This window comes from Actinoplanes sp. NPDC049681 (genome assembly GCF_044465265.1).
GTDB lineage: Bacteria > Actinomycetota > Actinomycetes > Mycobacteriales > Micromonosporaceae > Actinoplanes.
The window spans coordinates 44,961-58,267 of the sequence record NZ_JBITLP010000003.1; the positions used below are offsets into that span (position 1 = coordinate 44,961).

Below are 13,307 nucleotides of genomic sequence, written 5' to 3' on the forward strand. Positions count from 1 at the left end.
AGGTGCATGACCCGGGCGGCCCAAGCCGGTACCGATCCCCGCGTTTCCCGCCGGACGGCCATCGCGCGCGGGCTACTCCTTCTTGCGCTGACGGTCCTGATGCTGGTCGGCGGGGCGGTCCGCGCCCATGCGGCTCCCAGCCCGAGCCCTGCACCGTCGAGCCCGGTCGTCGACGCCGCGTGCGCGGCGAAAGCACCCGGTTCGGTCGTGTGGTGCATGCCGTGGGCCGTGCACGTCAACAAACCGACCGAGCAGGGCCGCTCGCACTGGGTCACCCAGTGCAGTAAAGCGACCAGCGACGCCGACAAACAGTCATGCGCCGCAGCGTCGATCACCTTGAGCGGCAACCCACGCGACGGGACCGCCTCAGTGCTGATGGACGGCCCCAGCACTGGCGCCGGCCCTACCGGATTGATCAATTGTGCCGCGCAGCTCCCTGCCGGCTACAGCCCTGAGTCCCACACGCAGCCGACGGTCGACCTCAAGTACAGCTTTTGCCAGCAGCAGGTTTCAACGTGGGCCGCGCAGCTGTACGACCCGGACCCGAAACAACCGGACTGCCCGATCACCGACGTCAACTGCAAGGTGCAGCATGGCGCCCAGGAAGCGCTGGCGACCGGGGTGCGCACCGGCATTCAAGGGCTCGTGGACGCGGCGGTGCAAGGCGTGGTGTTTCTGCTGTCCAAGCTGGCCAGCTGGGTCTTCACAGTCACCGCGATCTCGTCGCCGGACGCTGCGTTCTACTCCACCTACAACTCCCTCGCTGGCGTCATGGTAGGGCTGATCTTCATCTTTTTCGTGGTCTCCACGATCATCAACGGGCTGCGCACCACCGCGGGGCCCAGCCCGGTCGCGTCGCTGGGTGGCCTCGTGCGGGCGGTGGTCGGGGTCACCTTCGCCGGCGGACTGGCCTACTCCATCGTCGCGGCCTGGGACCAGGCCACCAACGCGGTCATCGAGGCGAACGCGCGTAGCCCGTACGACCCGTCGCTGCTGGTGACCAGCTTCAGCAACCTCACCGGCGGCGCCGGGACCGTGTTCATCGCCCTGCTGCTGGCCGTGCTGGCGACCATCGGCTTGCTGCTGCTGTTCGTGATCATGCTGTTCCGGGGGCTGCTGGCTACCGGCGCCGCGCTGTTCGGCGCGGTCGCGATGTCCGGGCAGGCCATGCACGAGACCCGGCACTGGGGGCGCCGCTGGTTCTGGACGGTGAACGCCCTGGGCAGCAGCAAGTTCTTCATCGCTGAGCTGTGGATCTACGGTTCCCGGTCGGCGTACGGGTCGGACGACCTGATGAACGCGCTACGCGGGGTGCTGCTGATCTGGCTGATGGTGGTGGCGCCCTGGATCCTGCTGCGGCTGACGACGCTGTGGGACGGATACCTGTCCGACGTCAACGCCCACGGCATCCTGTCGAGCGCCGGGGGCCCGCTGCAGCTCGGCGCTGATTTCGTCGACGGAGTCCGCGGCGGCGCCGCCGACGCCAGCGGCGGTGGAAGTCCGGCGTCCGGTGCCGCCGGGGTCATGGACGAGAACGCCGCGAGCGTGCCGACCAGCCCGGTCGAGACAGCTGAAGACGCTGCCGGAGTTGGTGAGGGCACCGGCCGGCAGATGGGCGACGCCGCGTCGACCGGTGCCGACGGCGGGAAAGTCGGGGAAACCGCCACGGACGCCGGCAGTGAGCAAGGGCAGGACGGGGCCGGTGAGACCCGGAACGGCGAGGAAGCCCATGGCATTCAGTCGGGTGCGCACAGCGCGCAGCATGACGTGGCGTCCGGACGGCTCACCGCTCCCGGCGATGCCACCGGCTCTCAAGGGTCGCTGCCGGTAACCCCAGGCGGGGCGCAGACCGCCGACCCGACTGGTGGCATCACCGGCGATCTCACTGGCGTCGGCACCGGCGGCGCGGGCGACAGCAGTGCCAGCACTGGTGCGGATCCCAGTGGAGCAGACGCCGCTAGCTCCCCAATGCCTGACGTGGCCGGCACGCCGTCACCTGCTGCGGCAGGCGCCTCCTCGGCGGGTGAGCCATCAGCGGCCGCACCGGCAGTGGGACCGGAGACCCCACCGCAGAAGAACTCGTCAGCTGACGGCGAGCAGTCCGGCGGTCGCTCGGGCGCTCAAGCGGGCGGCGGCGAGGGCGCTGCTGCCGTTGCCGCCGAAGTGCCCATCGTGCCGATCTAGACCAATCGTGACGGAGAGAAGAACCGATGAAGTTCCAGTTCCCGCCGCGCTCGACGCGCGGAGCGGTCCTCGGGTTCGCCTGGTCCCAGATCGCGCTGGTTATGGCCGGTGTCATCGCCGCCGTCGTGGCCCTCAACCTGCTGGTGGCCGGGCACCGCGGGCTCGCAATTGGAGCGCTGGCGTGCTGCGTACTGCTGGTGACGGTGGGCCTGCTGCGGTTCAAGGGCCGCCGGGTGACTGAGTGGGCTCCCGTCGTCATCGGAGCGCTGCTGCAACGCCGTGCCGGGCAGAGCGAATACCGCGGCGGCCCTTACGCGCCAAACAGCGTCGAGCAGTGGATGGACCTGCCCGGCCCGGCCGCCGCCTACGTATGGCTCACCGCGACCGCGTCGGATGGCACCACACAGATCGGGCTGCTGCACCACCGCCGCGAGAAGACGATGACGGCGGCCCTCGCGTGCTACGGCACCAACCTCATCCTGGCCGACCGCGACGTCCAGGCGCAGCGGCTCACCGACTGGGCGCAGCTGCTCAACATTCTCGGCAGTGAGTACGCCGACGCCGGCCTGATCCGATGGTCGGTGACCTCCCGCGCGGTGCCGGACACCGGCAACGCGGCCCAGCGGTTCCTGGTGAACCGGGCCGTCGACTCCAGCAGCGACGCCTACCGGTCGCTGGCGCAGCTGACCGCGGCGGCGGCGCCGGCGGCGCAGCGCCATGAGATCTACCTGTCGGTGGTGTTCGACGTCGCCCGGCTGTCCGGGGAGATCGCCCAGGCTGGCGGGACGGACGCGGCGATCGCTGCGGTGGTGCTGGACCGGCTGACCGGTATCGAGTCCGCCGTGATGGAAGCCGGGATCACCACCGGGGGCTGGCTGTCACCGCGCGCGTACGCCGCCGTCATCCGTACGCAGTTCGAGCCCGATGATCAGGAGGTCGTCGACCTGCGCGCCGGCACCGCCCCGACCGGCGGTCCGACCGCGGCGGGAGTCGAGCCACGATTGGCGGGGCCGGTCGCCGCCCGCACGGTGGGCTGGAACACCTACCAGCACGACTCGGCGTACTCCCGCACCCTGTGGGTGGCGCAGATGCCCCGGCAACTGGTCGCCGCTACGTGGTTGAGCCCGCTCTACATGCGCACCACCTGCCGCCGCACGGTCACCCTGGTCGCCCAGCCGGTCCCTGCCGCGGTGGCGCAGCTGGCCACCCGCCGGGAGAAGGTGTCGCGGGCTGGTGACGAGGTCACCAAACGCAAACTGCGGCTGGTCCGGACTGCGCGGGAGGATGACGAGGCCCGCGCGGTCGAGCAGATCGACCGGGAGCAGGCCGCCGGGCACGTGCGGTACCGGTACGCGCTGCTGATCACCGTCACCGCGCCCACCATGCCGGACCTCGACCGGGACGTGCGCTCAGTGAAACGGATCCTGTCGCGCGTCGGATGCGAGGCCATCGTCCTGGCCGGGGAGCAGGACCAGGCGTTCGCCGCCGGGGCGCTGCCGTTGGCGCGCGGGCTGAAGCCCGCCCGGGGGTGGTCCGCGTGAGCCGCCGGGTCCTGCGCCGCCAAGGCTCCCTGGCCGACCGTATCGAGCAGCGGGCCGCCGCCCGCGACCTCGCCCGTGAGCAGGCCGCACTGGAGCGCGAACAGCGCACGCTGGCGCGGCAGGAGGACCGGCTGCTCGGTCCAGTGCCGGTCGACCGGCGGGGCGCCTATGGCCGCACTGCCGGGCGGGTGTTCTGGCAGATGCAACTACCGCCGCTGACCACCACCTCCGCCCAGCTGTGCAGCGTGTACCCGTTCGTGTCCGACCCGGGCCTGCCCGTCGACGGGCCGCTGATCGGCCTGGAGGTCTACTCCCGCAGCGCGTTCACCTTCAGCCTGCACGAGCTGTACCGGGCGAAAGTCATCACCGCCCCGAACATGGTCGTCACCGGCGAAATCGGCTCCGCGAAATCATCGCTGCTCAAGACCCTGGCATTCCGGGGTATCCCGTTCGGCACTCGCTTCTACGGCACCGACTACAAGGGTGAATACGAACAGCTCGCCGCCGCTGCCGGCATCGCCCCGGTGCGTATCGGCCCCGGCCTGGGCGTCATCATGAACCCCCTGGCAGGGATCCGGCGGCATCCGCAGCAGACCGAGGCCCAATGGCGGCAGTTGCAGCGCTCACGCCGGCTGCTGCTGCTCGAAGGACTCTTGGAGATCCAGCTCGGCGGACCCTTGCATGAAGCCGAACGCTCGCTGGTGGAATATGCCGTCGACGCCGTCACCCGCGAACACGACGCCTCCGCCGATCGAATGGCCACCCCCACACTGAGCGTGGTCCTCGCCGCCATGGGAAAGCCTGAGTTGTGGGCGCACCGCCTCGACGGGCTCCATTACCCCATCACCGTATTCATCGATGATTCCCGGCGCGTGCGTCTGGCCATGGAAAGGCTCATCTCCGGAGCACTCGGCGGGGTGTTCGACGGCCCGGTCGCATCCAATGCCCGCCTGGACTTCACCCAGCCCGGGGCAATCCTGGACCTGCGCACCATCCGCGCCAGCGACCAGCTGACCGCGATGGCGATGACCTGCGCCCAGTCCTGGCTGGAGACCGAACTATCGGCGCCGGACGCCCCGGCGCGGGTGTGCTTCTACGATGAGTTCGCGCTCATCGCCCGCCACCTGCCGCTGATCCGGCGCATGCGCGAACAGCTGAAGCTGGCCCGGGCGCTGGGCATCGCCAACGTCCTGGCCTTCCACCGCTTCAGTGATCTGGCGGCGTCCGGATCGGCCGACTCCGAACAGGTCCGCATCGCCCGCGGCCTGATCGAGGACTCCGGCGTGCGCGTCTCCTACCGTCAGGCCGCCGGCAGCCTGGAACAGGCCCGCGAGTTCCTCGGCACCTCCGACGTCGAGACCGACCTGATGCGCTTCCTGCGCCAAGGCGTCGGCCTGTGGAAGATCGGCACCCGCTCCTTCGTCGTCAAACACCAGCTGTCCCGGCTGGAGACGGCGATGGTGCACACCGACAGCCGCATGGAAACCGACGAGCCGGCCGCACCGGTCGACGGCGCCGACTACGACGCCCGCCTGGCCGCCGCCACCGACGGAACGGCCGCGTGATGGCCCGCCCGCCGCTGTCCTCACCCGGGTACCGCCCACCTCGGCAAGGCCGGGCCCGCGCCGACATCCTCGGCCGGCTCATCCTGCTCGTGCTGTTCGCGGTCGTCGCCGTGGTCGGGGTGGTGTCACTATGGGCGGCCGGTCAGCTGTCCGCCCTGCTAGCTCACCATCGGTGGGCGGACAGCACGATCGGGCAGGCCCCCGGGATCGTGGTGCGCCTGACCGCGCACCTGAGCCACCCCGGCGATGCGTGGCCGGCCACCGCCCACGCGGTCATCGGCGGGCCGTGGCTGCTGTATCCGCTGTGGGCACTCACGTTCTTCGGCATCCTCGCCGGGATCGGCGCACCGGCGCTGCACCTGGCCAAGACCCGGATGCGCCGCAGCGGCTTCGCCACCCACGCTGACCTGCACCGGACGCTGACCGCCGACGCGGTCCGCAAGCGCGTCGGCGTCGTGCGTCCCGGCCTGGCCATCCTCGACTCCGACGACGAGCTCACCCGGGCGACCAAGACCGCCCGCCGCCAAGACCCGCTCGAGGTCGCCCGGTTCCTCGGCACCGACGCCACCAGCGGCCAGCCGCTCTACCTGGCCAACGAATACACCCTGCTCGCCGCCGCGGTGCCGCGCTTCGGCAACAAGACCACCCGCTACGTGATCCCCGCGGTCGCTGACGCCCGTGGCGCGGTCATCACCACCTCGACCCGGCTGGACGTCGCCGAGATCACCTACGACCGCCGGGCCGCGATCGGCCCCACCTACATCTTCGAGCCCCAAGGCGAGATCCGCGGTGTACCGCGCATGGCATGGTCGCCGATCGAAGGCGCCGATGACCAGATCGTCGCGATGCTCCGGGCCAATGGTTTCGCCGCGGGCTCCGGCATCGGCGACGAGAGCGTGGAGAACGGCAAGTGGTTCCGCGACCAAGCCGCCACCATCCTGCGGGGCCTGCTGCACGCCGCCGCCCTGGACGAGCACGCCACCATGCTCGATGTCCTCGCCTGGTCGCAGAACCCGGCCAATTCACGCCCCGAGCGGATCCTGCGCGCGCACGGCGTCGACGCGTGGGCCGACCGGCTCGCCCGGCACCGCGAAACCAGCGGCCGGGCCCGCGACACCATCCAAACCGTCGTCTCGGGCGCCCTCGACGCGTTCAACGACCCCCGCGTGCTGACCGCCTGCTCACCGCCGCGCGGCACGCAGTTCAAGCCCATCGATTGGCTGCGCGAGTCCGGCACCATCTACCTGGTTGGCACCCGCGACGCCCAAGCGTTGATCGCGCCGCTGCTCGCCGCCTTGAGCGAGGACATCCTCTACCAGGCCAAACGCCTCGCCCTGACCGCACCGGGTGGACGGATCGAACCGACGCTGTACTTCATCGGCGACGAGATCACCAACATCGCGCCGCTGCCGTCATTGCCGTCGCTGATGAATGAGGGCGGCGGCTCCGGCATCGCCGTCAGCGTCTTCGCCCAGAACCTGCATCAGCTCCGCGAACGGTGGGGCGATAAGGGCGGCCGGGCTATCGCCGACTCCGCCAGCGCCCGGCTGCTCATCGGCGGCAGCAGCGACGTCACCGGCATGCGCGACGCCCAAGCCCTGGCCGGACAGGTCACCGACATCACCTCTAGCCACTCCTGGGGAAGCGGCCGTGCCTCGATCAACGAAAGCACCCGCCGCGAAAACCTCCTGGATCTGGCCGACCTGCGCACCCTGCCCGAAGGCCGCGCGCTCGCCCTGGTCGGCAACCTGCCCCCGGTCGAGCTCGCCGTACCGGCGTGGTGGGAACGCCCCGACGCCGGCGAGCTGACCGCCGGCCGCGACGCCTTCCGCCGACGACTCGCCGAGGCCGCCTGATGGACGCCTTGGACTTCCAGCTGCCCGACGACCCACCGGCGGACATGGTCGCGGTCGCGCAGCTCGCCGCGACCGTGGCCCGGCTCGCCGAGGCCGTCGACACGCTGCACCAGCAACACCTCGCCCTAGCCGACACCGTCGGCCGCAGCGCCAGCGCCGGACCACGCAAGGCCCCGCAGAGCATGCCGTGGCCGCTGCGCTGGGCCGAGCTCGACCGCGACGCCGCCGCGCAGGCGTGGGCGTGGCTGATCGACTGGGTCGACTGGGCCGTCGACCGCTACCAACTCGTCGAAGAAATCCCAGCCTGCTGGTACCAGCACCCGCCACTGATCGAGGAACTGTCCGCGCTCGCCGCCGCCTGGCACACCGCGTACGACGACACGGCGTCGGCGGACGGGCCGCTGCTGTGGCACGAACGCTTCGCCCGCGCCCGGATACGGCTGCGCGACTTCGACGACTACACCCGCTGCCGCAACGGCACCCACAACGACCGGCACCTCGACCTCAACTGGCCCGACGCCTGGCGTGAGGCCGCCCTGCTGGTCGCTGACGCCGACCTCGCCGGCCGCCCGGGCGCTGCGCCGGCCGGTAGTCCGCAGGAGGTGACGTCATGACCATGCCCGCCGAAGTGACCTCGGACGCCGCCTGGGACCGCCTCAACACCGTCCTGCGGGCCATGTACCGCGACGTCGACGACCTCTACCAGCGCATCACCGACCCCGAAGCCGATGAGCGAACACCGCAGCCAGAGGAGACCGAACCCGTGAGCGACTTGGACGCCGAATACGACGCCGAAGACCACTACCGCGCCGCCGAATACGCCGACGAGGAACGCGAGCGCCTCGACGGGGAGACCGACGGCCGACTCGACGGGGACTACGACCCCGACATCTACGACGACCCCGGCCTGGAGCACTGATGCCCGGCCACATCCTCGCCCACGGCGGCGACGTCACGCATGATGCGGCCACCAGCCGCATGGCCGGCGGCGACTACCTGAGCTACCTCGACATCCTTCGGGCGCTTGACGGTCAAGGCGCCGCCGTAAACAGCGCGTTGCTCGAGGCACACACCGCCTACACCAGCGAGCAGCGCCAGACCGCGCTGACCACTCTGCACGGCCAGCTGCGTGACATGGCGGCCACCGCCAACGACGCCCTCGGCAAATTGGCCTGTGAAGGGTGAGGAACCGGCATGATCCGCCAGCGAGTGGCCCTCGTCTGCGGATTCGCCGTCGCCGTAACGGCGGGCTGCAGCCGATGCTGACGCCGCCCTACGCCCAGCTGCTCGCGGACACCGATCCGGCGCACGTCTCGGCTCACGTCATGATCGGCAGCCCACGTCTGGTCTCGGCGGACCCGGCCGTCATGGTCGCCGACGTGCCCACCGACGCTGGGCCCACGCGCGTGACTGTCGCCAGCAGCGGCGGTCGGTGGCTGATCGAGAACGCCCGCCCGGCGCCGGTGCCATGACGAAGCCCACCCGACTGGCCGACCCTGCTGACCCTGGGGTCGCGTCGTCAGGATCCGCTGCCTGCACACCCGGCGGCGGCCATGAGTAGCCGCGTTGTCGCCCTGGTGGCGGGCGCCTTCCTGCTCGTCGGCTGCTGCCTCGCCGGGCCCTTGCTGGTGCTGACCACCGTCAACGACGAGTGCGTCCCCGCGCCCGCTGCGCCGGCAGTCAGCAGCCAGTCCAATGGGCAATGGGACGCCGAGCAACTGGCCAACGCACGCACGATCGTCAGCGTCGGCGCCGAACGGCGCATCCCGGCCCGCGGCCAAGTCATCGCGCTCGCAACCGCCATGCAAGAGTCCGGGCTGCGCAACCTCTCCGGCGGGGACCGCGACTCCATCGGCCTGTTCCAGCAACGGCCCAGCCAAGGCTGGGGCACCCCGGCCCAGATCGGCGACCCCGTCTACGCCGCCGGCAAGTTCTACGACAAACTCGCCACGATCCGCGGGTGGCAGACCATGCCGCTCACCGAGGCCGCGCAAGCCGTCCAAGGCTCCGCCTACCCTGACGCCTACGCGAAGTGGGAAGACGACGCCACCACACTTAGCCAGCAGCTCGGCGTCACGGTCGGCAGCGCAACCGACTGCTCAGCCACCAGCGCGGCGATAGCGCAGCCGGTCACCCGCAACCCCGACGGCTCCTGGCCGGACGAAGGCTGCACCATCCGACCCGACCCGACCACCGGCTCCGGCTGCCTGACACCACGCACCTTGCACCTCGTACAACAGGCCGAAGCGGCCGGGTTCCCCAAGCCGGGCTGCTACCGCGTCGACGATCACGGCGAACATCCCAAGGGCCGCGCCTGCGACTTCATGATGACCTCCGGCGGCGAAGCGTCCGGAGCCCAGAAAGCCCGCGGCGACGCGATGGCCGCATGGGCGGTCGCCAACGCCGATCGCCTCGCCATCAAATACGTCATCTGGTTCCGCCGGATCTGGACCCGCTCCGAAGGCTGGCGCGCCTACAACAACCCCTTCGGCGGCGACGACCCGAGCGGATGGCACACCAACCACGTCCACATCAGCGTCGAGTGACCGCCGGCATCGGCCGTCTACAGGCAACCCTACGGAAAGGATCACGACCATGCACCTTCCCACAGCGAGCCATCGACCCGCCCGGCACACCCGGCGCCTGCCCAGCACGGTGGGTGGGCTTGACGACGCGCACCAGTTCTGGCCCACGCGCAGGCTGGCGGACTGGATCAGTGGTGACCACCACCGCCACACCAAGACCCAGCCCCAGCCCCAGCCCCAGCCCTACCCGCCACCGGTGCTCGGGCCGGGAATCGGAGTTTCGACATGAGCCAAAAGCTGTCGGGTATCGCCGACCTCACCGCCGCCGCGGCGGCCGCGCCGCCGGGCACCGGAGGCAACGACGACGGACCGGGACGACTGGATCGCATCGCCGCGCTGTGCCGCACCGCGAACTTCGCCCGCCACCACCTCGAGGTCACCGTCCTCTACGACGCTCACCTGACCTGGACCAGCTACGACGTGTTGCACCTGGCCGTTATGCACCGCCCGGTCGACACCGGCGTCGTCGCCGCCTTGGCCCACGTCTCCAAAGGTTCTGTCACCCGCTCCGCGGCCGCCCTCATCAAACGCGGACTGCTGCGCCGCAGCATCCCCACAACGGACCGCCGCCGGTCCCTACTGGCACCCACCGCGGCGGGCTGGGCGCTCAACCAGCAACTACGCGCTCAGCTCATCGCCGAGCTGAACATCTTGCTCGACACCGACACCGACACCGGCGCCGACCGCCACGACATCACCGTCCTACGGCACCTCATCAGCGCACACCACCGATGACCCTCACCTGGCAGGAGCCCTCGCATGATCATGTACAACACCCTCATCGGCGTCGCCGCCGCAGCGGCGCTGATCCTCGTCCCGCGCTACTGGGCCTGGCTGCGCAACGAACGCATGCCCATGCCCCTGGTGCGCGCACCGGCCGACCACAGCGGCTGGGCCGCCGCGTTCGGCGTCCTCGGCGTCCTCCTGACCGGGCTCGGCGGCGCCATGACCATCACCCACCCGCTCGCCGAAGCCAAGCCGTACATCGACACCGTCTTCGGTGAGCCAGCTCTGTTGCTCGGCGTGCTTCTGCTGGCCGCCGCGTGGCGGATCAGCCGGACCGCGTCGTCCTTCGCCCCCGACCGGCTTCCGGACGCGTTAGGGCCCGTCGGCATCATCGTTTTCCTCCTCGGGCTCGTCATGACCTGGTGCACCCTGGCCATCCTGCGCTTCGACGTCATCAGCGCCGCACCCGCCGAAGAACCTGTCACCGGGCTGCTGCACCAGCACCCGGCCATCGAGAACACCTTCTTCGCCGTCCTCTACGGCGCTGCCGCGCTGGGCTGCCTGCTGTTCCCCTTCGCGGCCCGGCCCGGCAGCCACCGAAGCTGGCAGGTCCTGTACTGGGCCTGGACGGTCGCCGGCATCGGCCTCGCGCTGTTCTCCGCGATGAACTTCTACACCCACACCGGCATGGTCGTGAACCTCACCGACGGCAGTGGTTACCGGTGGTAGGGCCCGTGACTTCTGCGCATCCACCCGGACGGCGGCGACTCATGGCGACCTCATCTTTCACCGCGGCTACCCGCGCGGCCGCGGCCGTGCTCCTGGCGTTTGCAACTGGCGCGTGCCGTGACACAGGTAGCACCACCCAGCCCACGACTAGCGCATCGACGTCTGTGGTGCATTCCGACGGGCCGGCACCGAGCGCCACCATCGCAGCTCACTACGTCAACCGGCGTGACGTATGCAGCGCGCTGGACCACACACGTCTCACCCGCCAACTGGGCGTTGACGCTGGCAGCCTGGGACAACCCCGATTCAGCGACACCAGCTCCTCTTCGATCGCAACCTGCAATCACCAATACGGGGGCGCTGGGATGCGTAGTTTGATCTCTCTGGAGGTCATGATCAGCAAGGCCAGGTCGGCGCAGGCGTTCTACGAAGGGATGCGAGGCGCCCAGCAGAGGTCGACCGCGGTCACCAATGTGCCTGGGCTCGGCCAGCAGGCCGCCGTCTACACCGACCCCACCATCGGCCCACATCTGCTGGCGTACGACGGCAACCTCTATCTGAACATCGCGCTCATTCCGGTGAACAGCGCTGTCACCGAACAGGTGGACACTCAACGCCTGCTCGTTGCCTGTGCGCGAGATGTCCTCACCACACTGCGCCAGCCATGAGAGCAGCCTCGGCCGTTCCGACGCACCTCGCCGGAGCGGCCGAGGCATGTAGGTTCGGCCGCTCGGTCCGCCCCGCCGAAAAGGTGACGCAGTCTGTCCCGGTCGTTGCGATGATGCCGTGTTGTGATGGGCGTCCTCTCGGCGCTCGCCCGCACGGTCCTTCGCGGCGTGCTGCCCTACTCTGATCTCCCGCGACGCATCCGCGTTAGATGCAGCGCGCACAGCCTGCGAGGGCAGGGTCCGCCGCGACGTCGCCTGATCCCGCGGACCTGACCTCATGGAGCATGTGCGAAACGGCGGAGGACCATGCTGGCCCGCGGTCAAGCCGACGGTCGTCCACCAGCTCGGGGATCATTCAACGGCCCGAGCGCCGGCCCAGAAATGGACGAGTTGTCAGCCGGGCTCGGGCTCGTTCGACTCTCGGTGCGTGGCGGGACCCTCGTCCCGGTTCCCTGCATCGAGACTCCCAGCGTCTGCGTCGTCCGGGTGAGAACGGCCCGGTAGTGCACGGTCCTGGGCGGTCGCGGAAATCCCGGTGGTTAGTCGGTCGACATTCACCGAGAGGGCGGCGATGCTGGCGTGAAGCGCTTCCATCGCCTGGGTGAGCAGGGTGTTGTAGAGGTAGCCGGGCCCTTGTGCGCGGTTCGTGGTGCCGCCGTTGAGCGTATAGAATGAGGTCGACGACAACGAGTTCTGAGCACTTGGGCTCTGGATTTGGGGACCGCGTTCGCCTGTGGGTGGAGCGGTCCTGTCGTGTGTCAGGGAGAGTTCTCTGCCGGTCGCGGCGTCGTGGATGGTGGCGACGCTCGCGACCCGGCTCCACCATTGCGGTTCGTCGAAGACCAGGGCGCGCTGGAATGCCCAGGCGGTGACGTCGGGTAGCCACAGGGCGGGTTGGTGCCGGTCGTCGACGTGGTGCAGGCGCATGCGGGCGTTGATGTGCTGGCCGCGGACGAGTCGCCGGTAGGTGGTGATGTCGGGCAGATCGCTCGGGTTGATCTTTCGGCCTTTTAGCTGGGTGTCGAGTTGCTCGCGGGGGCTGGCGCGGGTGTCGAACACGACGTCGCGGACCTTCTGGTCGTTGAGCTGGCGCAGTAGTTGGGTGAGGGCTGCTTGGCGGGCGGCTTCCTGGTGATCGCCGAGGGGCGCTTGGGCGATCATGAGGGTCCAGCCGGCGTGGGCTTCGGTGGTGTCGAGCATGTCTTCGATGGGTTGGATGTGGCCGCGTCGGTAGAGGTCGCTGGCGTGGAATTCTGCGTGGGGGCCGGCGGCTTGGCGGGCGGCGTCGATGACGTCGGGCAGTTCGTCGGCGTCGACGAGGACGGCGGCGAACAGGTATGCCCCGGGATGCTGGTGCAGCCGGATGAAAGCTTCGTCGACGAACGCGACGGGGTGCGTGCTCATGCCCGCATCCGGCTACGCCGGCTGGCCGGCGCCCATGTCGAGCGGGTCA

13 protein-coding genes are annotated in these 13,307 nt (G+C 69.9%); 12 read left to right on the forward strand and 1 reads right to left on the reverse strand.

What is annotated here, in order from left to right; all coding sequences use genetic code 11:
* Positions 1-6 precede the first annotated feature (6 nt).
* The 12 genes from ACIBO8_RS10070 (at position 7) to ACIBO8_RS10125 (ending at position 11,854) form a co-directional block, all read left to right on the forward strand.
* Positions 7-2,184 carry a hypothetical protein gene (locus tag ACIBO8_RS10070; RefSeq protein ID WP_396114805.1) on the forward strand — a complete coding sequence of 726 codons (2,178 nt, stop codon included), beginning with the start codon at positions 7-9 and terminating at the stop codon, positions 2,182-2,184.
* A gap of 26 nt (positions 2,185-2,210) precedes the next feature.
* Entirely contained in the window at positions 2,211-3,725 is a 1,515-nt protein-coding gene (locus ACIBO8_RS10075) for an SCO6880 family protein (RefSeq protein ID WP_396114806.1), read from the forward strand.
* Positions 3,722-5,290, forward strand: a complete 1,569-nt coding sequence (locus ACIBO8_RS10080) for a hypothetical protein (RefSeq protein ID WP_396114807.1) — start codon at positions 3,722-3,724, stop codon at positions 5,288-5,290. The genes ACIBO8_RS10075 and ACIBO8_RS10080 overlap by 4 nt, the downstream gene beginning before the upstream one ends.
* Positions 5,290-7,146, forward strand: a complete 1,857-nt coding sequence (locus tag ACIBO8_RS10085; protein ID WP_396115603.1) for a type IV secretory system conjugative DNA transfer family protein — start codon at positions 5,290-5,292, stop codon at positions 7,144-7,146. The genes ACIBO8_RS10080 and ACIBO8_RS10085 overlap by 1 nt, the downstream gene beginning before the upstream one ends.
* The gene (locus ACIBO8_RS10090) at positions 7,146-7,760 is read left to right on the forward strand and encodes a hypothetical protein (RefSeq protein WP_396114808.1); all 615 of its coding nucleotides are present in this window, start codon (positions 7,146-7,148) and stop codon (positions 7,758-7,760) included. Before ACIBO8_RS10085 ends, ACIBO8_RS10090 begins: the two co-directional genes overlap by 1 nt.
* Complete coding sequence (locus tag ACIBO8_RS10095) at positions 7,757-8,065, forward strand: hypothetical protein (RefSeq protein WP_396114809.1); 309 nt, start codon at positions 7,757-7,759, stop codon at positions 8,063-8,065. The genes ACIBO8_RS10090 and ACIBO8_RS10095 overlap by 4 nt, the downstream gene beginning before the upstream one ends.
* Positions 8,065-8,331, forward strand: a complete 267-nt coding sequence (locus ACIBO8_RS10100; protein WP_396114810.1) for a hypothetical protein — start codon at positions 8,065-8,067, stop codon at positions 8,329-8,331. Before ACIBO8_RS10095 ends, ACIBO8_RS10100 begins: the two co-directional genes overlap by 1 nt.
* 74 nt (positions 8,332-8,405) lie before the next feature.
* Positions 8,406-8,618: a hypothetical protein gene (locus ACIBO8_RS10105; protein ID WP_396114811.1), complete on the forward strand. Its 213-nt coding sequence runs from the start codon at positions 8,406-8,408 to the stop codon at positions 8,616-8,618.
* Positions 8,619-8,699: 81 nt separating this feature from the next.
* Complete coding sequence (locus ACIBO8_RS10110) at positions 8,700-9,692, forward strand: hypothetical protein (protein ID WP_396114812.1); 993 nt, start codon at positions 8,700-8,702, stop codon at positions 9,690-9,692.
* Between the two features lie 264 nt (positions 9,693-9,956).
* The gene (locus ACIBO8_RS10115; RefSeq protein ID WP_396114813.1) at positions 9,957-10,466 is read left to right on the forward strand and encodes a MarR family winged helix-turn-helix transcriptional regulator; all 510 of its coding nucleotides are present in this window, start codon (positions 9,957-9,959) and stop codon (positions 10,464-10,466) included.
* 24 nt (positions 10,467-10,490) lie between these two features.
* The gene (locus ACIBO8_RS10120; protein WP_396114814.1) at positions 10,491-11,186 is read left to right on the forward strand and encodes a DUF981 family protein; all 696 of its coding nucleotides are present in this window, start codon (positions 10,491-10,493) and stop codon (positions 11,184-11,186) included.
* A 374-nt stretch (positions 11,187-11,560) separates the two neighbouring features.
* Positions 11,561-11,854, forward strand: coding sequence for a hypothetical protein (locus ACIBO8_RS10125; protein ID WP_396114815.1), 294 nt, complete (start codon positions 11,561-11,563; stop codon positions 11,852-11,854).
* Between the two features lie 393 nt (positions 11,855-12,247).
* Here the strand turns inward: ACIBO8_RS10125 and ACIBO8_RS10130 are convergent, their stop codons facing one another.
* A complete protein-coding gene (locus tag ACIBO8_RS10130; protein WP_396114816.1) occupies positions 12,248-13,258 on the reverse strand; it encodes a hypothetical protein in 1,011 nt (336 codons plus the stop codon).
* Positions 13,259-13,307: the final 49 nt, after the last annotated feature.